Genomic DNA, 24587 nt, shown 5'->3' on the forward strand with positions numbered 1-24587 from the left:
CCGATGACCGACACCGAACGCATGCCGCCGCTGGCGCCGCCTCCGCACGGCCGCTGGGAGCGCTGCGACCACTGCCAGGCGCCGCTCGACGAGCGCCAGCGCTACTGCGTCGCGTGCGGCGCGCGGCGGTCGCAGGCCGCCGACCCCGTCGCGCAGTACTTCGCCGCGGCCGACCAGCGCGCGCGGGCAGGCGCCGCCGCTGCGCCTGCGACGCCGGCGGCGGCCGGGGGCGGCGCGGGCCACGGCGTGCGGACGGCGTTGCTGCTCGCGCTGCTGCCGCTCGCGGCGGCGGCAGGCGTCGTCGTCGGGCGCGGCGGGGCCGACGACGACCAGCTGCTGCTCGACGCGCTGAAGGCGCAGAAGGCGCCCGTCGTGAGCGTCGTCGGCGGCGGCGCGCCCGCGGCCACCGCCGACGGCGCGACGGACGACGGCGGGGACACCGGCGGCAGAGCAGGCAGAGGCAGAGCGAGAAGGGCCGGCAGAACGAGCGACGGCAACACGCTGCTCAGCAGAAGCCGCTACGGCGACGCGCGTGAGCTGACCGGCGCGAGAACGACCGACAAGACGCGCGAGGAGAGCAGAAGAGCGCTCGACAAGATCGTCAACTCGAAGGGCAGAGCGTACGTCGACTCGCAGCGCGGGCTGCCCGACCAGATCGTGATCCCGTGAAGCTTCCGCGCTGGCTGTCGCGGCGGTCGGGCGACGGGCTCCCCGAGGGGATGGTCCCGGCCGAGCGGATCGCCGCGCAGGCGCGCCGCGACGCCGCCGCCGAGCCTCCGCCGCCCGCGCGCGACGACGAGCTGCTGGCCGAGCACGAGCGGCTCGCGCAGCGCTTCACGCTGATGCAGGCCGAGCTGGGCGGCGTCTTCTACGAGATGGCGATCCGCGACCACGTGCGGATGGACGTGCTGACGCGCAAGGCCGCCGAGCTGCAACGGGTCGACGCCGCGCTGGCGCAGGTCGAGCGCACGCTCCGCGGCGACGACGGCCCGCCGGCCGGCACCTGCCCGGCATGCGCCGCGACGCACGGCGTCGAGGCACGCTTCTGCTGGCGCTGCGGGCAGGTCCTGAGCGGGTGGGTCGACCCGGCGCCGCCGCCGGACGCCGCCCCCGCGACGAACGGCTCCGCGCCCGGAGCGAACGGCTCCGGCGCCGGCCGACACGACTCCGCGCCCGACGCGCGCAGCCCCACCCGCGGCGCCAACGGCTCGGCGCCCGGCGCCCCCAGCTCCCCCAGCCCGGGGACGGACGCGTGACGCGCACCCAGACCGCCATGATCGCGGCGCTGTCGCTGCTGGCGACCGTGCTCGTGCTGGTCGAGGGCGGGCGCGGCAGCTCGCGCGGCGAGAGCGCGATGCGGGCGGTCGCGAGCTACACGCCGCGCACCGTCACGGCCGCGCTCCCGCCCGCCGCCGCACCCGCCGGCGACGCCGCGGCGGCCGACACGGACGGGACCGCCGGCGCGGAGAGCGACGCGGCCGCCGACGACGCCGCGCTCGACGACACCGGCACGCTCGGCGACGACGCTGCGAGCAGCGGCGAGGACGCGAGCGGCGAGCCGGCCGCCGACCCTGCGCCCGGCCCGGACGCGGACGAGCGCGATCCCGGGAGCGGCGGCTCCGGCCCGGCCAGCGCGGACGAGCAGGCCGCCGACCCCGACCCGCAGCCGACGAAGATCAGACACGTCTTCGTGATCGCGCTCGCCGGCCACGGGCTCGACGCGACGTTCGGCCCGCAGTCGGCGGCGCCGTACCTGTCGAGACGGCTGCGGCCGAAGGGGACCTTGCTGAGCGGCTACCGCCCGCTCGGCACCGCCGACCTGCCGGACTACCTCGCGATGATCGGCGGGCAGCCGCCGAACGCATCGACGAACGCCGGCTGCCCGACGTTCGCCGAGATCCCGCCGAGCACGAGACCGACCGCCTCCGGCGAGATCCGCGCCGACGGCTGCGTCTTCCCCAACACGGTCCTCACCGTCGCCGACCAGCTGACCTCGAGAGGGCTCGACTGGCGCGCCTACGTCGAGGACCTCGACCGCGGCCCGGCCAGAACGGCCGCCTGCCGCCGCCCGGCGTCCAACGCCGCCGACGACACCGTCAGAGCGCGCGTCGGCGACGGCTACGCGACGCGGCACAACCCGTTCGTCTATTACCACTCGCTGCTCGACCTCGGCGACTGCGACGCGAAGGACGGCCCGCTCGAACGGCTCGAAGGCGACCTGCGCGCGGTCAGATCGACGCCGAACTACGCCTTCGTCGCGCCCAACCTCTGCAACGACGGGAGCGAGTCGCCGTGCGTGGACGGCGCGCCCGGCGGCCTGCCCGCGGCCGACGCGTTCCTCGCGAGATGGGTGCCGAAGATCCTCGCCTCGCCGGCCTACCGCAAGGACGGGCTGCTGATCGTCACGTTCGCGGGCGGCGCGCAGCCGCCCAACGGGGCGCTGCTCGTGTCGCGCTTCGCGAAGGCCGGCGCGACCGCCGGCGGCGACTACGGCCCGTACTCGCTGCTGCGCTCGGTCGAGGACCTGTTCGCGCTCAGACCGATCGCGCGCGCCGCGAGCGCCCGCTCGTTCGCACCGACCGTGCTCGGCGACGCGTACGCGTCGCCGCCGGGGGACGGCTGAGCGCTACTCCTCGCCTCTCTCCAGCAGCGCGCGCTGGTCGACGATCCGCTGCGCGACGTCGACCAGCTTGAGGTTGCGGTCGCGCGCGGCGCGCTGGATGCGGCGGAACGCCTCCGGCTCGGTGATCCCGGTCGCGGCGATCAGGATCCCCTTCGCGCGCTCGATCAGCTTGCGGTCCTCCAGCGCCTGCTGCGCGCGGTTGACCTCCGCCTCCAGCGCCTTGAACTCGTCGTGGCGGCTGGCCGCGAGACGTATGCCGGCGTCGAGCGCGCGGTCGTCGATCGGCTTCGTCAGGTACGCGCTGACGCCCGAGGCGATCGAGCGCTCGACGACGTCCGGGTCGTCGACGCCGGTGATCACGACGATCGGGCGGCGCAGCCCCTCCTCCGCCAGCAGGCGCGCGGCGGTGAGCCCGTCGACGCGCGGCATGTCGACGTCGAACAGGTAGAGGTCGGGCGGGTCCTCGCGGGCCAGCTCGATCGCGTGCTGGCCGTCCGACGCCGGCCCGAGCGGCTCGTGGCCGAGCGCTCTCAGGCGCGCGATCAGCCCGATCGCGATGACCGGGTCGTCCTCAGCGATCAGGATGCGCATCGCCGACATTGAAGCGCAGCACCGCGCTCGTCGTCCCGTCGTGCTGCGTTTCCAGCGCGAAGCTGCCGTTCAGGCCGCGTTCGGCGATCTGCCGCACGAGCGTCAGCCCCAGCCCAGAGGCGGCCGCCGGCGGCGGCTCGCCGGCGGGCGCGATCCGGCCGCCGTCGCGCACCTCCAGCCGCACGGCTCCCTCGCCCGCCATCCCGCCGCTCGCCAGCAGCACGGTCACGGGCGGGCGGCCGTGGCGCAGCGCGTTGGCGACCAGCTCGTTGGCGATCACGCCGAGCTGCTGCGCCTGCGCCGACTCCAGCAGCAGCTCGTCGCTGACGACGACGACCTCGTCCTGCGCCGTCGCGCTCGCGGCCACGACCGTGCGCAGCAGCTGGTCGGTCGCGACGGTCCCGCCGCGCTGGCCGGCGAGCAGGTGGTGGACGGCGGCGATCGAGCGGATGCGGGCGGCGGTCGCGTCGAACGCGACCGCGTCGTGCGCGTCGGCCGGCCGACCGAGCAGCAGCAGGTCGGCGACCGTCTGGAGGCTGTTCTTGATGCGGTGGTGGGCCTCGGCCAGGAGCGCCTGCTCCAACTCGGCGGCGGCGGCCGCGCGCGCCGCGGCGGCGGCCGCCTCGCGCGTCGCGCGGGCGAGGCTGATCGCCAGGATCACCGACGCGCTCAGCAGCACGACGTGGAGCGCGACCTCGGCCGCCGACAGCGGGTCGGGCGCCAGCGCCATCGCGGCCGCGAACGTGACCGCGGCGGCGGCCAGCCAGGCGGCGAGTCTGCGGCCCTCGTGCGTGACCGCGATGAACGGGAGGACGAGGAACAGCAGCAGGTCGAAGCGCGCCTGCGCGCCGCCGACGACGACGAGCGCCGCGACGAACACGAGCAGCCCGCCGGCCCACAGGTCCAGGCGGATGCGCGTGGCGGCGGCGCCGAGCAGGCGCGACCACGGCAGCAGCGCCATCCCGGCGTTCGCGACGGCCGCCGCGAGCGCCAGCGCGACCGCCAGCCCGGGGTGCTGCGCGGGCACGTCGAGCGCGACCGCGACGAGCACCGCGATCACCGACAGCCAGCCGAGCAGCAGCCCGGCGCGCATCGCCTCGCGACGCGTGTTCTGCTGAGGGGAGGCGACCGCCATGCATGCAGGGTAGGGGGCGGGCCGCGCGCGCCGTGTTGGTATCGTCACGCTCGACGCGCTGTTCACGACGACGCCGTCACAGGGTCCTGATCGCCCGCACCCATCGCTCGCCACGTCCGGCGAGCGCCCGCGATCCGGAGTCATCCCCGTGAACAGCCTCGAGTTGGCCCGCCTGCAGTTCGGCTTCACCACGCTGGTCCACTTCGCCGTCATCGGCGTCTCGATCGGCCTCGTCTTCTGGGTCGCCGCGATGCAGACCCGCTGGCATCGAACCGGCGACGAGAAGTGGCTGCGGCTGACGCGCTTCTACGGCAAGCTGATGCTGCTGTCGTTCGCCGTCGGCGTGCTGACGGGGATCATGCAGACGTTCCAGTTCGGCATGAACTGGTCGCGCTTCTCCGCCTACGTCGGCGACGTCTTCGGCGCGCCGCTGGCGCTCGAAGGGCTCGGCGCGTTCTTCGTCGAAGCGGTCTTCCTCGGCCTCTGGATGTTCGGCTGGGGCCGGCTGCCGAGACGGCTGCACCTCGCCTGCGTCTGGATCGTCGCGGGCGCGACGGTCGTCTCCGCCTACGCGATCCTCGTCGCCAACTCGTGGATGCAGCACCCGGTCGGCTACGAGCTGGTCGACGGCAGCGCACGGCTGACCGACATCGTGCCGGTGCTGTTCAACCTGACCGTCGGGCTGACGGTCGCGCACGTCGTCTCCGGCGCGCTGCTCGCCGGCACGGTCGTCGTGCTCGCGATCGCGGCGTTCCACCTGCTGCGCGGCCGCGACAGCGCCGCCTTCGGCGCGGTCGCCAGAGTCGCCGTCTTCGTCGGGCTGTTCGCGGCGCTGTCGACCGCGACCTTCGGCCACTTCCAGGGGATGCTCGCGATGAAGCAGCAGCCGATGAAGATGGCCGCGGCCGAGGCGCTGTACGAGACCGAGAAGCCAGCCGGCCTGTCGCTGTTCGCGCTCGGCGGGCTCTCGACCAACCCCGGCGAGCTGATCGTCGACCTGAAGGTGCCGGCGGCGCTGTCGCTGATCAACCAGCTGTCGACGCAGTCGACCGTGCGCGGGATCAACGACCTGCAGACGGAGGCGGAGCAGAGATACGGCCCGGGCGACTACGTCCCGGTCGTCGGGCTCATGTACTGGTCGTTCCGCACGATGGTCGGCGGCGGCACCGCGCTGATAGCGATCATGGCGCTCGGCTGCTGGCTCGCCGTGCGCGACCGCCTGGCCGGCTCGCGCCGCTTCCTCCAGCTCGCGCTCGCCGCGACCGCGCTGCCGTTCCTGGCGCAGGCCGGCGGCTGGCTGCTGCGCGAGGGCGGGCGCCAGCCGTGGGTGATCGACGGCCTGCTGCGGACCGACGTCGCGAACTCGCCGAACGTCGGCGCGTGGACGGTCGGTCTCTCGCTCGCCGGCTTCGCCGTCTTCTACGGCGCCGTCTTCTTCTTCGCCGGCCGCGTCGCCGCGCACGAGGTGCGCGAGGGGCTGGAGGCGCCGGCGGACGGGCGCGCCTCCGATTCGCCGCCCGCGCGCGGGCGCCGCTCGCCCGCCGACCTCGCCCTCACCTACTAGGAGGCTGAACCGATGGCTGATCTCACGCTGCTGCAGTCGGTCTGGCTCGTCGCGATCGCCGTGCTGTGGGTGCTGTACCTGGTGCTGGAGGGGTTCGACTTCGGCGTCGGGATGCTGCTGCGGCGCGTGCGCCGCGACCAGCTCGACCGCCGCGTCGCGCTGCACGCGATCGGCCCGACGTGGGCGGCGAACGAGGTCTGGGTGATCGTCGCCGTGGTCGGGATGTTCGGCGCGTTCCCCGGCTGGTACGCCGCCTGGGCGTCGGGCCTCTACCTGCCGCTCGCGGTCGTGCTGCTGTCGATCGTCGCCCGCAACGCCGGGATCGAGCTGCTCGGCAAGCGCGAGGACGAGCGCTGGCGGCTGCGCTGGGAGCGCGTGATCGAGCTGTCGAGCACGGTCGCGCCGTTCTGCTGGGGCCTGATGTGGGCCGCGACCGTGCATGGTCTCTCGCTGCGCGGCGAGGAGGTCGTCGGCTCCCCGCTCGACGTCGTGACGCCGTATTCGGTGCTCGGCGGACTCGCGCTCGTCGCGCTCTGCCGCGCGCAGGGCGCAGCGTTCCTGATGCTGCGAACCGACGGCGGCGTGCGCTCGCGTGCCGCGGGCGAGCTGGCGCTGGCGGCTCCGGTCGCGGCCGTGGTGGGGATCGGCTTCCTCGCCTGGACCGGCGCCGCTTCGACGCCCGGAGCGGCCGGTTGGATCGCGCTCGTCTCGTGTGGGGTGGCGCTGACCCTGGTCGCCCTGCTCGCGCGGCGCGGCGCGGGCGCGGGCGTGGATGCGGGCGGCGCGGGCGCGGGCGGCGCGGGCGCGGGCGGCGCGGGCGCGGGCGGCGCGGGCGCGGGCGGCGCGGGCGCGGGCGGCGCTGGCGCGGGCGGCGCTGGCGCGGGCGGCGCTGGCGCGGGCGGCGCTGGCGCGGGCGCGGGCGGCGCGGGCGGCCGGTCCGGCGCCGCTCCCTTCGCCGCCGCGAGCGCGGCGATCGGGCTGCTCGTCGCGAGCTGGTTCTGCGTCCTCTTCCCCGACGCGATCGCCGCAGCCGGCGGCGGCGCGGGCCTTGCGCTCACCGACGTCGCCGCGGGCAGCTACACGCTCACGCTGATGACCGTGCTGGCGGGTCTGATGGTGCCGCTGCTGCTCGCCGCCCAAGCGTGGACCTACTGGGCCTTCCGCCACCGCATTACGCGCGCGGACGTCGGCGAGCGCCAGCCGAGTCCCGTCGACCTGATCGCCCGGCTGACGGGTGGGGACAGGCCTGGAGGACCGGGCGCGGGCGGGCCGGCCGGCGGCGGCGCGACGGGCGGCCCCGGCTTCCACGGCCCCGGCTTCCGCCCGCGCGGCGGACCGCGGACGGGCGGCGAGGCCGGCTGATGACCCCGCGCGAGGTCCACCGCCGGCTGCTCGGCCTCGCCGGCGGCACGCGCGTGCTGCTCGGCGGCGCGGTCGCGGCGGGCCTCGCGGGCGCGGTGCTGCTCGTCGTGCAGGCGCTCGCGCTCGCGCGGATCGTCGACGGCGCCGCGTTCGGCGGCAAGGACCTCGCGGCGCTGCGGCCGTTGGTCGTGACGCTCGCGCTCGCGCTCGCCGGCCGCGCGCTGCTGGCGACGCTGACCGAATGGCTCGGGCGCCGCGCGGCCGAGCACGCGATGGGCGCGCTGCGCCACCGCGTCGCCGCGCACGTGCTGGCGGCGCGCACGCCGCGCGTCGAGGACGCCCGCCGCGGCGAGCTGGCGACGGCCGCGGTCCACGGCGTCGACGCGCTCGCCGAGTACTACGCGAAGGCGGTCCCGCAGATCGCGCTCGCGGCGGCGGTGCCCGTCGGGCTCGTCGGCGTGATCCTCTGGCACGACCCGCTCGTCGGCGCGCTGCTGGCGGTGACGCTCCCGCTCGTCGTCGTCTTCATGGTGCTCGTCGGGCGCGAGTCGGCGGAGCGGATCGACGAGCGGCGGCTGGCGCTCGGGGTGCTCGGCTCGCACTTCCTCGACGTCGTGCGCGGCCTGCCGACCCTGCGCGCCCACGGCCGCGCCGAGGCGCAGGCGGAGACGCTCGGGGCGATCGGCGAGCGCTACCGCAGCGAGTCGGTCGCCGCGCTGCGGGTCGCGTTCCTGTCCGCGCTCGTGCTGGAGCTGATGGCGATGGTCGGGACCGCGATCGCCGCCGCGGTCGTCGGCGTCCAGCTCGCCGGCGGCTCGCTCGGCTTCGAAGCCGGCCTGCTCGTCCTGCTGCTCGCGCCCGAGGTCTACGTCCCGCTCCGGCTCGCCGGCCAGCGCTACCACGCCGCCGAGGACGGCGCCGCCGCCGCGCAGACGCTGCTGGAACTGCTCGACGAGCCGGTCGGCGGGAGGAGTGGAGATCTGACCACCGTGGGCGTGGTCAATCCTCCACTCCTCGATCCGCCCGACCCCGCCCGCGCCCCGCTCACGCTCCGCGGCGTGCGGGTCGACGGCGGAGCGGGGCGGCCGCCGGCGCTCGACGGGCTCGACCTGACGCTCACGCCCGGGCGCTTGACTGCGCTCGTCGGCGCGTCCGGTGCGGGCAAGTCGACGCTGCTGCGACTGCTCGCCCGCCTCGCCGAGCCGGACGAGGGGGCCGTCCTCTGCGGCGCGACCGACCTGCGCGCCGTCGCGTCCGAGGCGTGGTGGCCGCGAATCGCCTGGCTGCCCCAGCGCGCGGCGCTGCTGCGCGGACCGTTGGAGGAGATGCTGCGCCTGCAGTGCCCCGACGCGCCCGGCGACGCGCTCGCGCTGGCGCTGCGACGGGCGGACGCTGACGCGATCGTCGCCGCGCTGCCGGCCGGGCTCGCGACGCCGGTCGGCGCCGGCGGCCGTGGCTTCTCCGGCGGGCAGGCGCAGCGGCTGGCGCTCGCCGGCGCGCTGCTCTCCACCGCTCCGCTGCTGCTGCTCGACGAGCCGACCGCCCACCTCGACCCGGCCAGCGCGACGATGGTCGCCGCCGGCATCCGCGCTGCCGCCGCCGGCCGCACCGCCATCGTCTCGACCCACGATCCCGCGCTCGTCGCGGTCTGCGACGAGGTCGTGGCGCTCGAAGCCGGCCGCGTCGCGGAGCTGCTGGAAGGAGCCGCGGCGTGAGCGGCGCGGGCGGTAGCGGCGCGGGGGCGGGCGGCGCGCCGGCGGGCGGCGCGGGGGCGGGCGGCGCAGACGCGGGCGGCGCAGGCGCGAGCGGCGCGGGGGCGGCCGAGCGACGCGGCGCGGGCGCCGAGCGGCTGCGGGTCGTCTCCCTCGGCGTGCTCGCGGCCGCGTCGGGGATGGCGCTGCTGGCGGCGTCGGGCTGGCTCGTGACGCGCGCGGCCGAGCAGCCGCCGGTGCTCGCGCTGCTGGCCGCGATCGTCGTCGTGCGGGCGCTCGGGCTGGCGCGGGCGTTCGGGCGCTATGGCGAGCGGCTCGCGGCGCACGACGCGGCCTTCCGCCAGCTCGCGCTGCTGCGCGTCGACTGGTACCGCCGCCTCGTCGCTCGGCCGCCGCAGCCGTCCACGCCCGCCGCGGCCGACCTGCTGAGCCGCTTCGTCACCGACGTCGACGAGCTGCAGCACCGCGACGTGCGCGTCCGCACGCCGGCGCTCGTCGCCGTCGCCGCGTCGCTCGTCGCGACCGCGCTCGCGGCGCTGATCCTGCCGGCGGCCGGGCTCGTGCTCGGCGGCGGCCTGCTCGCCGCCGGGACGCTCGTGCCCGGGGTCGCGTTCCTTGCCGCCCGCAGCGCACTGCGCCGCCAGGGCGCCGCGCGCGCGGCGCTGACCGACGAGCTGGCCGAGGCGATGGACGCCGCGCAGCAGCTCGCGGTCGCCGGCCGCGCGGGCGAGCGGCTGGCGCGAATCGACGCCGCGTCGGCGGCGCTCGCCCGGATCGGGCGTCGCGACGCGGCCGCCGCGGCCGCCGCGCAAGGGCTCGGCGCGCTCGTCGCCGGCGCGACGCTCGTCGCCGTGCTCGCCGTCGCCGTCGGCCCGGTCGGCGACGGCCGGCTGGAGCCGGTCTGGCTCGGCGCGCTCGCGCTGCTCGCGCTCGGCGCGTTCGAGCCAGTCGGCGCGCTCCCTGAGGCCGCCGTCCGCGCCGTCGGCGTCGCCGCCGCCCAGGAGCGGCTGCGCCAAGCCGCGCCGCCCGTCCTCGCCACGCGCCGCGCGCCCGTAGCCGCGCCGCCGCTCCCGGGCGTCCGCCGCTCGCCCGCCGCCCACGGCGCGCCGCCCGCCGCCGCGCCACTCGCCCCCACCGCCGTCCTGCCCAGTGGTCGCAGGACGACCACAACCCAGGACGGCGCGCTCACCGCGCGGGGGCTGCGGCACGCGCTCGGCGGGGCGACGGTGCTCGACGGCGCCGAGCTGACGCTCGCGCCGGGGCGCAAGGTCGCGATCGTCGGCGCCAGCGGCGCCGGCAAGACCGTGCTCGCGAACCTGCTCGCCGGGCTCGCCGCGCCGGACGAAGGGACCGTCTCGCTCGGCGGCGTCCCGCTCGCGGCGCTCGACCCGGCGGCCGTCCGCGGCCGCGTGCGGCTCGCCGGCCAGGATGCGCACCTGTTCGCGACCTCGATCGCCAACAACGTCCGGATCGGCGCGCCCGGCGCCGACGACGCCGCGGTCGGCGTCGCGCTGCGCGCCACCGGCCTCGGTCCGTGGGTCGACGCGCTGCCCGACGGCGCGGCGACGCTCGTCGGCGAGGAAGGCCTCGCGGTCTCCGGCGGCCAGCGCCAGCGGATCGCGCTCGCGCGCTGCCTCGTCTCCCCCGCCGAGCTGCTGCTGCTCGACGAGCCGACCGCGATGCTCGACCCGCCGGCGGCGCAGGCGCTGCTCGCTCAGCTCGCGCGGGCGAGCGGGGAGCGCGGCGTGCTGCTGATCACGCACGAGCGGATCGGGCTCGACGCCTTCGACGAGGTGCTGGAGCTGCGCGACGGGCGCCTGCGCCCGGCGTCAGCCTGAGGGAGCGGCACCGCGCGGCGCGCGCTGCTGCCGGTCGGCCTGCGGCAGCAGCAGGAGCGCACCGACGAGGAAGCAGAGCGCGCCGACGGCGGTCCCGCCGTTGGCGAGCGCGTCGTTGAGCGCCGCGCCGGTCGACGGCCGCACGAACGCGGCGACGGCCGAGACGCCGAACGCGATCGAGCCGGCGAGGTTGACGGCGGCGATCTGCCAGTCGGGGTCGCGCGGCCGGAACGACAGCCAACGGTGCTCGGAGTTCGCGAACGCCAGCAGGCTCGCGACGAGGAAGCAGCCGGAGCCGATCATGTCCGGCCCCCACACGCGTATGTCCATCTGGCTCGTGCTGAGCGCCTTGCTCATCGCGTCGAACGTGTTGATGTTGAAGAGGACGGTGCCGGGGAACTGGATCGACGCGGCGAGCCAGTCGATCCGCTGCGGCAGCCACGCGCGCGGCCGCAGCCGCCGCCGCTCGTGCGAGGGACGGCCGCGATGCGGGACCTCCGAAGCGGCGACGAGCTGCAGCAGCGCCGCGCTCGTGAAGCCGATCGAGCCGGCGAAGAAGGCGACGGAGATCCAGTCGGCGGAGGAGCCGAGCGCGGCGATCCCGGGCACGAGGAACAGCACCGAGCCGACGGCGAACAGCACGCCCGTCCACCAGGCGAGCCGGTCGGGTCGCCACCAGATTCCGCTCGCGTGCGTGCCCATCGCAGCGCGCACCGTCGCAGGTCTGCGCGACGGATGCACGCCGCGAGGGACGCGCGCGGGCGGACGGCGGGCGGCGGCGGCGCGCGCACGCCGGAGCGGCCGGCGACGCGACCGACGCAGCGGGCGGGCGGGTCGACGCCGCCCGCCCGGACCACTCAGCGCACGGTCAGCCGCACCACGTGCGTCGTGCGGTTGCCGTTCGCGTCGGTCGCGGTCACGACGAGGCGGCTCGGTCCCGCTCTCACGCGCCGGCCGGCGATGACCACCCTCACGCGCAGACCGCCGGCACGCCGCGTCGCCTTCGCGACGGTGACGGCGCGGGTGCAGCGGCGCGCTCTGCGCAGCCGCGGCGTCGGTCGCACGCACGCGCGGCCGGCGCGGCGGCCGGGCAGGACACGCTGGAAGCGGATCGTCAGCGCGGACGGCTCGGAGAGCGCGATCCGCGCCGTCAGCGCGCGCCCGGCGACGATCCGTCTCGGCAGCGTGAGCGCGATGCGCGGAGCGAGGCGGTCGGCCGGACGCGGGTCGACGGGCCGCGGAGGCGCGGGCGGGGCCGGCGGTGCGGGCGGGGGCGGCGGCGGCGGCGCGGTCACACCCGTCACGCGCGCGACTCTCTGCGACGTCTCCAGCGCGACCCACAGCGTGCCGCCAGCGCCGGTCGCGACGAAGCGCGGGCCGGACCCGGCGCTGAGGCCGGCGAGCGGCGTCACGGCGCCGTCGGTCGTCAGGCGGCTGATCGTCGATCTGGCGAAGTCGGCCGTCCACCAGGCGCCGTCGTCGCCGAGCGTGATGCCGAACGGGTCGGTCCCGGGAACGTCGGTCGTGGCGACGCTGCCGCCGCGCACGAAGCGGCCGACCTGCTGCGGCACGTTCGTCGGGTTGGTGTAGGCGATGCGGCCGTCGGGGCCCGCCGCGACCTCCTGCGGCCCGCCGCCGGTTCTGTAGAACGTCGGCACGCCCGCGGTCGTCAGCCCGACGACCCGCTGGCCGCCGAAGTCGGCGATGTAGAGGTCGCCGTCGCCGCCGCGCGCGATCCCGCGCGCGCCCATCCCTGGGACGGTGAAGTCTCTCGCGACGCCGGCGGTCGTGACCTGGATCGCTCTGTCGGCGGAGGCGGTCCAGAGGTTGCCGTCCGGCCCGCTGACGATCGCGCGCGGATCGACGATCTGCGGGACGGGGAACGCTCTCGCGGTCGTCGGGTCGGCGGGCGAGAAGCGCACGACGGCGCCGTTCTGGGTGACCCACAGGTTGCCGTCGGGGCCGGCCGCGATCCCGACCGGGTTCGTGATCGCCGCGGCCGTGTACTTCGTCACGCTGCCGTCGGGCGCGACCTTCGCGACGTCGTCGGCGACGCCGTCGAGCGCGACCCACATGTTCCCGTCGGGGCCGAGCGCGAGATGGCGCGGCTGGGCGCCGAGCGCGAACTCGCCGTCGACGGCGGGCGCGGCCGCGGCGACGCCCGCGAGCGGGCCGAGCAGCGCTCCGGCGAGCAGGAACGGGGGAAGCAGGCGTGCGGTGCGCATCTCGGATGGCTCCTCGACTCGGACGAACAGGACGATCCCATCCTCCGCGCGGAGGCGCACGAGATCTGTCAAGCGCATGACACATGCCGTGTCGAATTCGCCGCGGCGGCGCTCGGGTACGATCCGGTCGTGCCCGAGCGCCTGCACTTCACCGAGGACGACGCCGCGAACGCGCTGATCGCGTCGGACCCGATGGCGCTGCTGGTCGGCTTCGCGCTCGACCAGCAGGTGACCGTGCAGAAGGCGTTCGCCGGTCCGCTGGTGCTGCAGGAGCGGCTCGGCGCGATCGACGCGGCGACGCTCGCCGACGCGGACCTGGAGCCGGTCTTCCGCGAGAAGCCGGCGCTCCACCGCTACCCGGGCGCAATGGCCAAGCGCGTCCACGAGCTGGCCGTGCACGTGCGCGACCGCTACGACGGCGACGCCGCGCGCGTCTGGACCGCCGCCGCCGACGCCGGCGAGCTGCGCGCGAACCTCGAGGCGCTGCCGGGCTTCGGCGAGATGAAGGTCAAGTCGCTCGGCGCCGTGCTCGCCAAGCAGTACGGCGTCGCCGCCGCGCAGGAGCTGGTGCCCTGGCACCCGACGCTCGGCGACGTCGACTCGCAGCAGGCCCTGGCCGACTACCAGGCCGCCAAGAAGCTGCACAAGGCGGAGTGGTCGAAGGCGCACACCGCCTCGTAGCGCGCGCCGTCGCTCCACGCCGACCTTCCCGCTCTCCTCTCCGACCGGCCTCGCTTCGAGGTGCGCGCGCGGGCGCTCGCGCCAGCTCGGCGCCGACCGCCTACACGCCGCCCGCCGCCTCGCTATGATCCGCCAAACTTGGTCGGACCATCGGTCCTTCTATCAGGCCCCCGGAATGCAGGGACGGAGATGACGAACACGATCGACGCGGCGGCAGCGTCGCCGCCGCAGCCCACGACGCCGAGGACACCGACCGCGAAGCTCGTAGCGATCGGACTGCTGGGCGGGATGCTCTCCGGCCTGCTCGGCGTCGGCGGCGGCACGATCATGGTCCCGCTGCTCGTCTTCTGGGCCGGCTACGCGCAGCGCGACGCGCACGCGACCTCGCTCGGCGCGATCATCCCGATCGCGATCGTGTCGGCCGCGACGCTCGGGGCCGGCGCGCACATCGACGTGCGCGCAGCGGTCTTCCTGACGATCGGCGCGGTGATCGGCGCGCGCTACGGCGCCAAGGCGCTCGCGAGAGCCGACGACCGCAAGCTGCAGTGGCTGTTCGGCTGCTTCCTGCTCGCGGCCGCGTTCCTGATGCTGGTGCAGGGCTGATGTCCCCCGTCCTGATCGCCGTCGGCATCCTGCTGTTCGGCCTCTGCACCGGGATGCTGTCCGGGATCCTCGGGATCGGCGGCGGCACGTTCATGGTGCCGTTCATGGTCCTCGCGCTCGGGATCGGCCAGCACGCCGCCGAGGCGACCTCGCTGCTGGTCGTGCTGCCGACCTCGCTCGTCGCGACGATCGTGCTCGCCCGCCGCGGCGCGGTCGACGTCCGCCAGGCGCTGAAGCTCGGCCTGATGGGCGCGGCCGGCGGCGCCGTCGGCGCATTGATCGCGCTCGCGCTCCCCGCCGACGTGCTGCGCCGCGTCTTCGGCGTCTTCATGCTGCTCGTCGCGCTGCGGATGCTGCACACGCTCTGGAACACTCGCGGAGCCGCCAGCCATGCCTGAGTACGCGATCGCCACACCCCAGCTCGACGCCACCGCCGCCGGCGTCGCCGCCTTCGAGGCCGGCGGCAACGCGCTCGACGCCGCGCTCGCCGCGGCCGCGGCGCTGTGCGTCACCTACCCGCACAACTGCGCGCTCGGCGGCGACCTGTTCGCGCTCGTGCGCTCGCCCGAGGGCGAGACGACGAGCGTCAACGCGAGCGGCCCCGCCGCCCGCGCCGCGGACGCCGACGCGCTGCGAGCCCGCGGCGCGACGATGCCCGTCACCGGCCCGGACACGATCACGGTCCCGGGCCTCGTCGCCGGCTGGGAGGCGCTGCACGGCCTCGGCGCGGTGCGCCCCTGGGACGCCGCGCTCGACGCCGCGACCGCGCTCGCGAGCGACGGCTTCGCCGTCGGCCGCTCGCTCGCGGAGGCGATCGACGACGCCCGTGCCGGGATCGCCGCCGACCCGGGCCTGCGCGGGGTCCTGACGCCCGGCGGCCGGCCGGCGACGGAGGGCACGACGCTGCGCCAGCCGGCGCTCGCGCGGACGCTGCGGACGCTCGCCGCCGACGGTCCGCGCGCCTTCTACGAGGGGCCGCTCGCCGAGCGGCTGATCGCCGGCCTGCGCGCTGCCGGCTGCGCACTCGACACGGACGACCTCGCCGGCTTCCGCGCCGAGCTGACCGCGCCGCTGCGCCACCGCTGCGGCGAGCTGGACGTGCTGACGAGTCCGCCGAACTCCTCCGGCGTGCTGCTGCCGCAGGCGCTCGCGGCGCTCGCCGCCAGCGGCGCCCAGGACCCGCTCGGCGCGGACGCCGGCTTCCTCGCCGAGCTGCTGCGGCTCGGCGCCGAGCAGCGCGACGCGCAGCTCGCCGACCCGCGCGCGACGCTGACGGACCTCGACGCCTGGCTCGGCTCCGAGCGGATCGCCGAGCTGGTGCGCCGCGCCCGCGCCCGTGCGCAGGGCGACGCGCCCGCGCCGTCCGGCGAGCGCTCCGCGCGCCCCGGCGGCGACACGATCGCGGTCGTCGCCGTGGACGCCGAGGGCCGTGCCGTCTCGCTGATCCAGAGCGTCTTCCACTCGCTCGGCTCGCTGCTGCTGGAGCCTGCGACCGGCGTGCTGATGCACAACCGCGGCGCGTTCTTCTCGCTCGTCCCCGGCCACCCGAACGAGCTGGCGCCGGGCCGGCGCCCGGCGCACACGCTGATGCCGGTGCTGGTCGAGCGGGACGGCGCGCTGCGCTACGCGCTCGGCACGATGGGCGGCAAGGCGCACGCGCAGATCCACTCCCAGGTGCTGCTGCGACTCGAAGCCGGCGAGGACCCGCAGGCCGCGGTCGCCGCGCCGCGCTGGGTCGTCGGCGGCGTCGAGGTCGGCGAGCGCGACGACACCGTCCGCGTCGAGGACGACGTCGACCCCGTCGCCCGCGCCGCGATCGAGCGCGCCGGCATGCGCCCCGTCGCGGTCGGGGTCCACAGCGAGTGGTGCGGCCACGCCCAGGCGATCTCCGTCGCCCCCGACGGCGCCCTCACCGCCGGCAGCGACCCGCGCGCCGACGGCGGCGCGGTCGTCGGGACCCTCTAGCAACGGCGCCGAGCGGGAACTCTGTCAGTTTGGTGCCCTACAGGGGCACCAAACTGCCTCACCTCGCACGCGCCGCGTGCCGCGGCGGGGTCCAGCCGGCGGTCGGGACGCTGGCGCGCAGGAGCTGGGTGTACTCCTCCTGCGGGTTGTCGAGCACGGCCTTCGTGGCGCCCTGCTCGACGACGCGGCCGCTCTTCATCACGACGACGTCGTCGGTGATCTGCCGCACGACCGCGAGGTCGTGGCTGATGAACAGGTAGGAGACGCCGGTCTGCTCGCGCACGTCGGCGAGCAGGTTGAGGATCTGCGCCTGGATCGACACGTCGAGCGCGGCGACCGCCTCGTCGAGGATCAGCACGCGCGGCTCGGCCGCGAGCGCGCGGGCGATCCCGATCCGCTGCCGCTGACCGCCGGACAGCGCCTTCGGGCGCGCTGCCCGCTGGCGCTCGTCGAGGCCGACGAGGTCGGCCAGCTCGGCGATCCGCGCGCGGCGCGCTTGCGCAGACAGGTCGAAGTGCAGCTTCAGCACCTCGTCGAGGCAGTCGGCGCAGCTCTGGCGCGGGTCGAGCGACGAGTACGGGTCCTGGAAGACGATCTGGACCTCGCGGCCGCGCCTGCGCCAGTCGGCACGCGAGCGCGGCGGGGCGGTGCGGTCGCCGCCGTCGAAGAGGATCTCGCCGCCGCTCGGCCGCTCGAGCCCGACGACCATCCGCGCGACGGTCGTCTTGCCGGAGCCGGACTCGCCGACGATCGCCAGCGAGCCGCCCTCCGGAAGCGCGAACGACACGTCGTCGACCGCGACCGCGCCGCCGAACGTCTTGCGCAGCCCGCGCGCCTCCAGGATCACGTCCGCTCCATTCGCTCGCCGACCAGCTCCGCCACGCGCACGCAGCGCGTCTGTCCTTCCCCGAACGGCTCCAACGCCGGCGCCCCCGTGCGGCAGACGTCCTGCGCGTGCGCGCAGCGGGGCGCGAACGCGCAGCCGTCCGGCGCCTCGAACGCCGACAGCGGGCGACCGGGGATCGCGGCGAGCCGCGGGCTGTCGCCCGTCAGCTCCGGCCGCGCGTGCACGAGCGCCGCCGTGTACGGGTGCAGCGGACGCTCGTGCAGCCGCCGCGCGGCCTGCGTCTCGACGATCCGGCCGGCGTACATCACCGACGTGCTGTCGCAGATCGCCGCCGCGAGGTCGAGGTCGTGCGTGATGAACAGCAGCCCCATGTCGCGGCTGCGGCGCAGCTCGTCGAGGATCCCGACGACCTCCGCCTGCGTCGTCACGTCGAGCGCGGTCGTCGGCTCGTCGGCAAGGATCAGCCGCGGCTCGACCGCCAGCGCCGAGGCGATCATGACGCGCTGCAGCAGCCCGCCGGACAGCTCGTACGGGTACTGGCGCAGCCGCCGCTCGCCGTCGGGGATGCCGACCTCGGCCAGCAGGCCGACCGCCTTGCGCGCCGCCGCGTCCGCCTTCATCCCGAGGTTCGTGCGCAGCGCCTCGGTGAGGAAGTCGCCGACCCGCCGCACCGGATTGATGTGCGTCCGGGGGTCCTGGAAGATCATCGCGACGCCCTCGGTGCGGTACCGCCGCAGCGCGCTGCCGCCCATGCCGTTGACGTCCTCGCCGTCGAAGCGGATCGCGCCGTCGACCTGCGCGCCGCTCGGCAGCAGCCGCGCGACCGCGCGCGCCGTCATCGACTTGCCCGAGCCGGACTCGCCGACGAGGCCGCGCGCCTCGCCGGCGCCGATCGACAGCGACACGTCGTGCAGGACGTGGCGCGGCTCGCCGTCGATCGGCAGCCGCACCCGCAGTCCCTCCACTTCCAGCAGGCTCATCGCGTCTCCGCTCCCCATCGGTCGGCGAGCCGTTCGCCGAGCACGTTGAACGCGCACACGACGGCGACGATGCAGGCGCCGGCCGCGAGCGACTCCATGTAGTAGCCCTGCACGATCCCGGCCTGGCCGCTGAAGACCATCGCGCCCCAGTCCGCCGTCGGCGGCTGCACGCCGAGGCCGAGGTAGGAGAGCGCGGCGAGGTCGATCAGCGCGTAGCCGAAGTTGACCGTCGCCTGCGCGGTCAGCAGCGGCAGCAGGTTCGGCACGAGGTGCTTGAGCACGATCGGGATCCCGCCGAAGCCCTGCACGCGCAGCGCCTCGACGTACTGCTGGCGCACCTCGCGCAGCGCCGAGCCGCGCAGGATGCGCGCGAAGAACGGCGTGTAGGAGATCCCGAGCGCGATCACCGGCGCCGTCAGGCCGGGGCCGAAGACGGCGACCGCGAGGATCGCGAGCAGCAGGCCGGGGACGGCGAGCAGCGTGTCGAGCAGGCGCGCGATCAGCTGGTCGACGACGCCGCCGCGCCAGGCCGCCAGCAGCGCCAGCACGCCGCCGAGGACGGTCGAGATCGCGACCACCAGCAGCGGCCCGAGCATGCTCGCGCGGGCGCCGACCATCAGGCGCGAGAGCAGGTCGCGGCCCTGGCCGTCCATCCCCAGCGGGTGGCCGGCGTACGGGCCGACGTACGCGAGGTTGAGGTCGATGCGGTTGGGGTCGTGCGGCGCCAGCAGCGGGCCGAAGAGCGCGAGCAGCGCGGCCGCGACGACCACGACCAGCGCCGCCCACCCGAGCGGGCCGAGCGTGCCGAAGCGCGAGCCGCGGCGCCGGCGCGACGCGGTGTCGGTCTCGACGGTGATCGCGGGGGTGCTCATGCGCGCTTCTCCCCCATCAGTCTCACGCGCGGGTCGACGAGCGAGTAGACGATGTCGACGAGCATGTTCACGATCACGAACGTCGCCACGAGGATCAGGCAGATCGCCTGCACGACCGGGAAGTCCTTCGCCTGGACCGACTGCACGAGGTAGCCGCCGATGCCGTTGAGGTTGAACGCGCGCTCGACGATCGCCGCGCCCGCGATCAGCGACGCGACCGTCAGCGTGCCGACGGTCGTGATCGGGATCAGCGCGTTGCGCACCACGTGGCGGCGCACGATCAGCCGATACGGGATCCCGCGGCTGATCGCCGTCTGCACGTGCTCGCGGTTCAGCTCCGCCCGCACCGCCGAGCGCGTGATGCGCCCGACGAACGCGGCGGAGGTGAGCGACAGTGCGATCGCCGGCAGCACGAGGTGGTAGAGCCGGTCGCCGAGCCCGTTGCCGGAGCCGAAGACGGGGAACCAGCTCAGCTCGACGGCGAAGATCGAGATCAGCACGATCGCCGCGACGAACGACGGGATCGCGAGCGCGACGGTCGAGCCGAGCAGGATCGACGTGTCGAGCTTGCCGGGCCGCAGCCCCGCCACGACCCCGCTGCCGATGCCGGCGATCAGGATCAGCAGCGAGGAGACGAGCACCAGCAGCGCGGTGTTGCCGGCACGGGCGCCGATCAGCGTCGAGACCGACTCACCGTTGAGGACCGAGCGACCGAAGTCGCCTTGCAGCACGCCGCCGAGCCAGTTCACGTACGCGACCGGAAACGGGTCGTCGAGGTTGTATTGCGCCCGCAGCGTGTCGAGCACCTCGGGGGAGACCGTCCGCCCTCCTGTCAGGAAGGCGACCGGGTCCCCCGGAGCGAGGTACAGCGCGCCGAAGATCACGAAGCTGGAGAACAGCAGCGTGAGCACGAGGCCCACGAGCCGGCCGACGACGAAACGGGTCATGGCGCGCCTACGTCAGCCGCCCACGGGTAGTAGAGGTAGGCCAGCGACGCGACCGAGCCGGTGATCTTCGGCCCTTGGTAGACCGACGTGAGCAGGTTGACGACCGGTATCAGGCCGGGAGCGTCGACGAGCGCCTTCTCGGCTCTGGTCGCCAGCTCGGCGCGCTTCTCGTCGTCGTAGGTCGCCAGGCCCTGCTCGACCGATCTCGTCACGACCGGGTCTCTCAGCTGGCCGTAGTTGTAGGCCGAGAGGGGCGTGAACTCGCTCAGCGAGATCAGCGGCTCCGCGACGCCGGCACCGTACTGCTGCACGGCGAAGAGGTCGTACGGGGCGCGCGCGCCCTTGTCGAAGTACAGGTTGGTGAACTGCGCGGTCGAGATCGACTCGACCTTCACCTCGAGACCGATCTGGCGCGCGGCGTCCTGCAGCGTCTGGGCCGCCTGGTTGTACGTCCGCACGTCGGCGGGGACGGCGACGACGATCGGCTGTCTCGCCGCGGCGCCGGCCTCGGCGAGGAGCGCCTTCGCGGCGTCCGGGTCGGGCGTCGGGGCGGGCAGCTGCTCGGCCGCGGCCGCGAAGACCTCTCTGGCGTAGCCGTAGGCGCCGGGCTGGATCGGCGTGCCGGCGGCGACGGCGGCGCCACCGAAGACGACTCTGGCGATCGAGTCGCGGTCGAGCACGAGCGACAGCGCTCTCATCACGCGGGGGTCCTTCAGCGGACCGTCCTTCTCCGTCGGGCGGAACGCGAACCACTCGGTCGAGGCGCCGAACGTGAGCGTGCCGGAGGCGCTTCTGAGCTGCGAGACGCCGGCCGGCGGGACCTGGAACGTGCCGTCCAGCTCGCCGGACTGCAGGCCGCCGATCATCGTCGACTCGTCGGTCACGAATCTGAACGTCATCGCGCCGGCCTTCGCCTTGTGCTCGGCGTCCCAGTAGGCGTCGTTGCGCTTCAGCGCGACGCTCGAGCCGGGCTTCCAGCTGTCGAGCTGGAACGGGCCGGTGCACATGACGCCGCCGTTGGGCGTGCCGTAGCGGCGGCCTCTCGCCTCGACGAACGCCTGCTGGCCGACGACGCCCGCGGGGGTCGCCATCATGCGGTTGAAGACGGCGTCCGGACGCTTGAGCTTGACGGTGACCTCGAGGTCACCGGTCTTCTCGATCGATCTGACGTTGGAGTAGAACGGCGTCGACCAGAACGAGCCCTGGTCGGGGTCCATGTGGCGCGAGAGGCTGAACACGACGTCGTCGGCCGTCATCGCTCTGCCGTCCCAGAATCTGACGCCGGAGCGGAGCTTGTAGACGAGCGTTCTGTCGTCGGCCTGCTCGAACGACTCGGCGAGGCCGGGGACGATGCTGAAGTCAGGCTGCTGACGCATCAGGCTCTCGCACATGTTCGAGAGGACCTGATTCGGCGAGGAGTCGTACGCTCTAGCCCAGTCGAGGCTTGCCGGCTCACCGTTCGGCAGGTTCCAGGTGAACGAATCGACCTCGCCTCTGGCGGCGGTCGTCGTGTAGACCGTCTGCGCCGCGGCGCCGACGGCGGGCGCCGCCGTGCCGGCCCCCGTGGAAGCGCCGGTGTCCGACGATCTCGGCGCATCGGCGCCACAGCCTGCAGCGGCGACCCCCAGTGCGAGGACGCCGGCCGTGATGGCTGTGCGGCGACGCATCAGATTGCGCTTGATGGATTTGGCAACCAACGCTCTCTCCTCGTGGTCCGAGCGACGTACGACCTCTTGATTCGGTCAGTTGGTCTGACCGATGGCGCGGTAGAGTAGCGCAGGCGGAACGGCTGTGCCAGGCGGTCGGCGCCGCGACACGACCCCGACGCGGCAAGGAGCCGAGATGACGAACGTTGCAGGCATCGAGCGAACGGAGTACGCCGCGCGCACCGCGAAGGCGCTCTCCGAGGCGCAGCGGCGCGGCTGTGACGCGCTGCTCGTGCTCGGCCGCGGCGGCGGCTCGTTCGAGCGCCACGGCGACGTGCAGTACCTGACCGGCCACTACCCGCTGTTCCCGGCGATCCCCGACCAGCCCGGGCACTGGCGCCTGCGCGGCCACGCCGCCGCGGTCGTGACCGCCGATCGGACGACGCTCGTGACCGACGACGAGATCGACGAGACCGCCGCCGTCGCCGACGCGGTCCGCGCGACGCCCGACGTGCTGCGCGGGATCGCCGACGCGGACCTCGGCACCGGGCGCGTCGCGCTCGTCGGCGGCGAGCTGCTCGGACCCGGCGCGACCGGCGCGCTGACCGACCTGCTCGGCGCCACCTTGACGCCCGTCCCCGACCTGCTGACGCCGCAGCGGCTGATCAAGAGCCCTGCCGAGCAGGCGCTGCTGCGCGCCGCCTCCGCTGTTGGCGCGGCCGCGATCGGCGCGGCGCTCGACGCCGCCCGCGACGGCGCCTCCGAGCAGGACGCCGCCGCCGAGGCGCTGCGGACCGCGGCGCGCGCCGGCGCCTCGGTCGCGAACGTCTTCACCGGCCTCTACGGCCCGGACCGACCGCCGCGCCGCCGGCACTTCCCGTCGTACGCCGACGACGCCGCGCCCGCGCCCGGCGACGTCTTCGCGATCGACATGTCAGGCGCGCTCGACGGCTACCTGTTCGACTTCGCTCGCACGGTCGTCGTCGGCGAGGACCGGCACGGCGCCGCGGCGCTGATCGCGCAGGCGCGCGAGATCGTCGAGACGACGGTCGCGACGCTGCGTCCGGGCGCGACGGCGGCGACCGCCGCGCAGGCTGGCGCGGAGGCGATGGCGGCACACGGCCACGTGCTGGAGGAGTCGGAGTTCCCCGGGCTCGGCCACGGCCTCGGGCTCGGCTTCGAGGACCCGTGGCTGACGCTCGACAACGACACGCCGCTGCAGGCGGGCATGTGCATCGCCGTCGAGCGGATGCTGTTCGACGGGCCGCTCGCGGCGACGTTCGAGCACAACGTGATCGTCACGGACAGCGCGCCGGAGGTGCTGACCGCCGCCGCGCCCGCTTCGCGTTAGGACCGGCGCGATCGCGCCGCTACGGCCGCAGGCCCTCGTCGACGAGCAGCTGGTTGACGTCGGCGATGTGCTCCGCCATCGCGGCTGCTGCGGCGGCGGGGTCGTGCGCGGCGATCGCCGCGAGGATCGTGCCGTGCGCCGTCAGCGACCTGCTGCGGCGCCTGCGGCTCTGCAGCGGCCGGTTGCGGCTCGGCGCCATCCACTCCGACGCGACCTCGGCCAGCTTCACCAGCAGCGGGTTGTGGGTCGCGCGGGCGATCTCCTGGTGGAACTCGACGTCGAGCTCGACCGCGCGCGCCGCCGATCTTCTGCCCTCCAGCTCGCGCTGGATCGCGGTCAGCCGCTCGATGTCGCGCGCGGTCGCGCGGCTGGCGGCGCGGCCCGCGATCGGCGGCTCGATCGTCGCGCGCAGGTCCATCACCTGCGAGACGGAGCGCTCGGAGTCGGACATGACGGCGAGCAGGCTGCCGCTCTGCAGCATCGGGCTGGCGTCGGCGACGATCGTGCCGCGGCCGGGGCGGCGGTCGATCATCCCCTTCAGCTCCAGCTCGCGCAGCGCTTCGCGCACGCTTGCGCGCGAGACGCCGAGCTGGACGGCGAACTCGCGCTCGGGCGGCAACCGCGCCCCTTCCGCCAGCTCGCCCGTCAGGATCATGTGCTCGAGCTTGGCCGAGAGGTTGTCCGAGACATGGACCGGCCTCGTCGCGAGGGCCGACCAGTCGACTGGCGTGTTGGCGGTCATGCGGTTGTGTCCTGGTCCGTTGGTTCGACCATAACCTAGCCTGCGGGGGCGCCAACGGCAAGCGGTGGGCGGCCCGCGACCGTGTCGGCGAACGTGTCCCAGAACGGCGCGGGCAGCTCGTGGCCGGCGCGCGGCAGCACGAGCAGCTCGGCCCCGGGGATCCGCTCGCGCAGCGCATGCGCGTGGGGCAGCGGGAAGACCGGGTCGCGCTCGCCGTGGACGACGCACGTCGGCACGTCGATCGCCTCCAGCCGCGCGTCCTCGTCCAGCTCGATCAGGAAGTGGTTGGCCAGGCACGACGCGATCGAGGCCGCGCGCGCCACGTCGCGCACGGCGAGCGCCCGCATCGCCTGCTCGTCGAAGTACGGTGAAGGTCCGGAGAAGACGCGCATCAATCCGGTGACGTAGTCGACGACGGCCGCCGCGTCGCCGGGGTCGGGGCCGCCGGACCCTGTGAAGGAGACGAACTCCGGCGACATCGGCGGCAGGCCCGGTCCGCCCGGCGAGGTCGAGACGAGCGTCAGCGCGGTGACGCGCTCGCGGTGGCGCAGCGCGGCGCCGGCGGCGATCGCGCCGGCCATCGAGCGGCCGGCGACGTGCGCGCGCTCGATCCCGAGCGCGTCGAGCACGCCGATCGCGTCGTCGGTCATGTCGCGCAGCGAGTAGCCGGGCCGACCGGGCGGCCAGCTCGCGGAGCGGCCTGTGTCGCGGTTGTCGAAGCGGACGACGTGCCGCCCGCGCGCCGCGATCCGCTCACACAGCTCCTGCTCCCACCACAGCATCGACGCCGACGCGCCGTGGACCAGCAGGACGGCCGGGTCGGCCGCGTCGCCGAACGTCTCGACGCACAGCTCGACGCCGTTGGCCCGCACGATCCGCTCTCCGCTCACCATGCCATCTTGG

At 75.3% G+C, this 24587-nt stretch carries 23 protein-coding genes; 12 read left to right on the top strand and 11 right to left on the bottom strand.

Going from position 1 to position 24587, the window contains the following annotated elements; all coding sequences use genetic code 11:
• Nucleotides 1–3 precede the first annotated feature (3 nt).
• The 3 genes from CWOE_RS25220 to CWOE_RS31435 are packed head-to-tail and all read left to right on the top strand — an operon-like array spanning nt 4 to nt 2623.
• Entirely contained in the window at nt 4–669 is a 666-nt protein-coding gene (locus CWOE_RS25220; protein ID WP_012936487.1) for a hypothetical protein, read from the top strand.
• Nucleotides 666–1256 (top strand): hypothetical protein, encoded by a 591-nt coding sequence (locus CWOE_RS25225; protein ID WP_012936488.1) that lies wholly within the window; start codon nt 666–668, stop codon nt 1254–1256. Before CWOE_RS25220 ends, CWOE_RS25225 begins: the two co-directional genes overlap by 4 nt.
• Nucleotides 1253–2623 (top strand): alkaline phosphatase family protein, encoded by a 1371-nt coding sequence (locus CWOE_RS31435; RefSeq protein WP_148261153.1) that lies wholly within the window; start codon nt 1253–1255, stop codon nt 2621–2623. Before CWOE_RS25225 ends, CWOE_RS31435 begins: the two co-directional genes overlap by 4 nt.
• Before the next feature lie 3 nt (nt 2624–2626).
• Here the strand turns inward: CWOE_RS31435 and CWOE_RS25235 are convergent, their stop codons facing one another.
• Nucleotides 2627–3214, bottom strand: coding sequence for an ANTAR domain-containing response regulator (locus CWOE_RS25235; protein WP_160165563.1), 588 nt, complete (start codon nt 3212–3214; stop codon nt 2627–2629).
• Nucleotides 3195–4349 carry a histidine kinase dimerization/phosphoacceptor domain -containing protein gene (locus CWOE_RS25240; RefSeq protein ID WP_012936491.1) on the bottom strand — a complete coding sequence of 385 codons (1155 nt, stop codon included), beginning with the start codon at nt 4347–4349 and terminating at the stop codon, nt 3195–3197. The genes CWOE_RS25235 and CWOE_RS25240 overlap by 20 nt, the downstream gene beginning before the upstream one ends.
• A gap of 148 nt (nt 4350–4497) precedes the next feature.
• On the opposite strand from CWOE_RS25240, the gene CWOE_RS25245 reads away from it, so the two are divergent.
• From CWOE_RS25245 to cydC, 4 genes are read left to right on the top strand one after another with little or no spacing between them, the layout of a single operon-like run.
• Nucleotides 4498–5913, top strand: a complete 1416-nt coding sequence (locus CWOE_RS25245; RefSeq protein ID WP_012936492.1) for a cytochrome ubiquinol oxidase subunit I — start codon at nt 4498–4500, stop codon at nt 5911–5913.
• 12 nt (nt 5914–5925) lie between these two features.
• On the top strand, nt 5926–7275 hold the full coding sequence (gene cydB, locus CWOE_RS31440; RefSeq protein ID WP_012936493.1) for a cytochrome d ubiquinol oxidase subunit II: 1350 nt from the start codon (nt 5926–5928) through the stop codon (nt 7273–7275).
• Entirely contained in the window at nt 7275–8990 is a 1716-nt protein-coding gene (cydD, locus tag CWOE_RS31445; protein ID WP_012936494.1) for a thiol reductant ABC exporter subunit CydD, read from the top strand. Before cydB ends, cydD begins: the two co-directional genes overlap by 1 nt.
• Nucleotides 8987–10825: a thiol reductant ABC exporter subunit CydC gene (gene cydC / locus CWOE_RS31450; protein WP_012936495.1), complete on the top strand. Its 1839-nt coding sequence runs from the start codon at nt 8987–8989 to the stop codon at nt 10823–10825. Before cydD ends, cydC begins: the two co-directional genes overlap by 4 nt.
• Here cydC and CWOE_RS33085 read toward each other — a convergent pair.
• Complete coding sequence (locus tag CWOE_RS33085) at nt 10817–11527, bottom strand: YrhK family protein (protein ID WP_012936496.1); 711 nt, start codon at nt 11525–11527, stop codon at nt 10817–10819. The two genes, cydC and CWOE_RS33085, sit on opposite strands and share 9 nt — an antisense overlap.
• A 155-nt stretch (nt 11528–11682) precedes the next feature.
• Nucleotides 11683–13050 carry a Vgb family protein gene (locus CWOE_RS34220; RefSeq protein WP_012936497.1) on the bottom strand — a complete coding sequence of 456 codons (1368 nt, stop codon included), beginning with the start codon at nt 13048–13050 and terminating at the stop codon, nt 11683–11685.
• A gap of 129 nt (nt 13051–13179) precedes the next feature.
• Here CWOE_RS34220 and CWOE_RS25270 point away from each other — a divergent pair, with 129 nt between their 5' ends.
• The 4 genes from CWOE_RS25270 to CWOE_RS25285 all read left to right on the top strand — a co-directional run bounded on the left by CWOE_RS25270 (nt 13180) and on the right by CWOE_RS25285 (nt 16299).
• Nucleotides 13180–13731, top strand: a complete 552-nt coding sequence (locus CWOE_RS25270) for an HhH-GPD-type base excision DNA repair protein (RefSeq protein ID WP_012936498.1) — start codon at nt 13180–13182, stop codon at nt 13729–13731.
• 189 nt (nt 13732–13920) lie between these two features.
• Nucleotides 13921–14334 carry a sulfite exporter TauE/SafE family protein gene (locus CWOE_RS25275; RefSeq protein ID WP_012936499.1) on the top strand — a complete coding sequence of 138 codons (414 nt, stop codon included), beginning with the start codon at nt 13921–13923 and terminating at the stop codon, nt 14332–14334.
• A complete protein-coding gene (locus CWOE_RS25280; RefSeq protein WP_012936500.1) occupies nt 14334–14732 on the top strand; it encodes a TSUP family transporter in 399 nt (132 codons plus the stop codon). The genes CWOE_RS25275 and CWOE_RS25280 overlap by 1 nt, the downstream gene beginning before the upstream one ends.
• Nucleotides 14725–16299 (top strand): gamma-glutamyltransferase family protein, encoded by a 1575-nt coding sequence (locus CWOE_RS25285; RefSeq protein ID WP_012936501.1) that lies wholly within the window; start codon nt 14725–14727, stop codon nt 16297–16299. The genes CWOE_RS25280 and CWOE_RS25285 overlap by 8 nt, the downstream gene beginning before the upstream one ends.
• 58 nt (nt 16300–16357) lie before the next feature.
• Here the strand turns inward: CWOE_RS25285 and CWOE_RS25290 are convergent, their stop codons facing one another.
• From CWOE_RS25290 to CWOE_RS25310, 5 genes are read right to left on the bottom strand one after another with little or no spacing between them, the layout of a single operon-like run.
• On the bottom strand, nt 16358–17146 hold the full coding sequence (locus CWOE_RS25290; protein ID WP_012936502.1) for an ABC transporter ATP-binding protein: 789 nt from the start codon (nt 17144–17146) through the stop codon (nt 16358–16360).
• Nucleotides 17143–18126, bottom strand: coding sequence for an ABC transporter ATP-binding protein (locus tag CWOE_RS25295; protein WP_012936503.1), 984 nt, complete (start codon nt 18124–18126; stop codon nt 17143–17145). The genes CWOE_RS25290 and CWOE_RS25295 overlap by 4 nt, the downstream gene beginning before the upstream one ends.
• Nucleotides 18123–18998 carry an ABC transporter permease gene (locus tag CWOE_RS25300; protein ID WP_012936504.1) on the bottom strand — a complete coding sequence of 292 codons (876 nt, stop codon included), beginning with the start codon at nt 18996–18998 and terminating at the stop codon, nt 18123–18125. Before CWOE_RS25300 ends, CWOE_RS25295 begins: the two co-directional genes overlap by 4 nt.
• Nucleotides 18995–19945, bottom strand: a complete 951-nt coding sequence (locus CWOE_RS25305; protein ID WP_012936505.1) for an ABC transporter permease — start codon at nt 19943–19945, stop codon at nt 18995–18997. The genes CWOE_RS25300 and CWOE_RS25305 overlap by 4 nt, the downstream gene beginning before the upstream one ends.
• Nucleotides 19942–21612 (bottom strand): ABC transporter substrate-binding protein, encoded by a 1671-nt coding sequence (locus CWOE_RS25310; protein WP_049793404.1) that lies wholly within the window; start codon nt 21610–21612, stop codon nt 19942–19944. The genes CWOE_RS25305 and CWOE_RS25310 overlap by 4 nt, the downstream gene beginning before the upstream one ends.
• 175 nt (nt 21613–21787) lie before the next feature.
• On the opposite strand from CWOE_RS25310, the gene CWOE_RS25315 reads away from it, so the two are divergent.
• Nucleotides 21788–22942: a M24 family metallopeptidase gene (locus CWOE_RS25315; protein WP_012936507.1), complete on the top strand. Its 1155-nt coding sequence runs from the start codon at nt 21788–21790 to the stop codon at nt 22940–22942.
• 19 nt (nt 22943–22961) lie between these two features.
• On the opposite strand, the gene CWOE_RS25320 is transcribed toward CWOE_RS25315, so the two are convergent.
• Together CWOE_RS25320 and CWOE_RS25325 are read right to left on the bottom strand one after the other, a co-directional pair.
• Nucleotides 22962–23684, bottom strand: a complete 723-nt coding sequence (locus tag CWOE_RS25320) for a FadR/GntR family transcriptional regulator (RefSeq protein ID WP_012936508.1) — start codon at nt 23682–23684, stop codon at nt 22962–22964.
• A gap of 35 nt (nt 23685–23719) precedes the next feature.
• Nucleotides 23720–24577 carry an alpha/beta fold hydrolase gene (locus tag CWOE_RS25325; RefSeq protein WP_012936509.1) on the bottom strand — a complete coding sequence of 286 codons (858 nt, stop codon included), beginning with the start codon at nt 24575–24577 and terminating at the stop codon, nt 23720–23722.
• Nucleotides 24578–24587: the final 10 nt, after the last annotated feature.

This window comes from Conexibacter woesei DSM 14684, from assembly GCF_000025265.1.
Lineage (GTDB): Bacteria > Actinomycetota > Thermoleophilia > Solirubrobacterales > Solirubrobacteraceae > Conexibacter > Conexibacter woesei.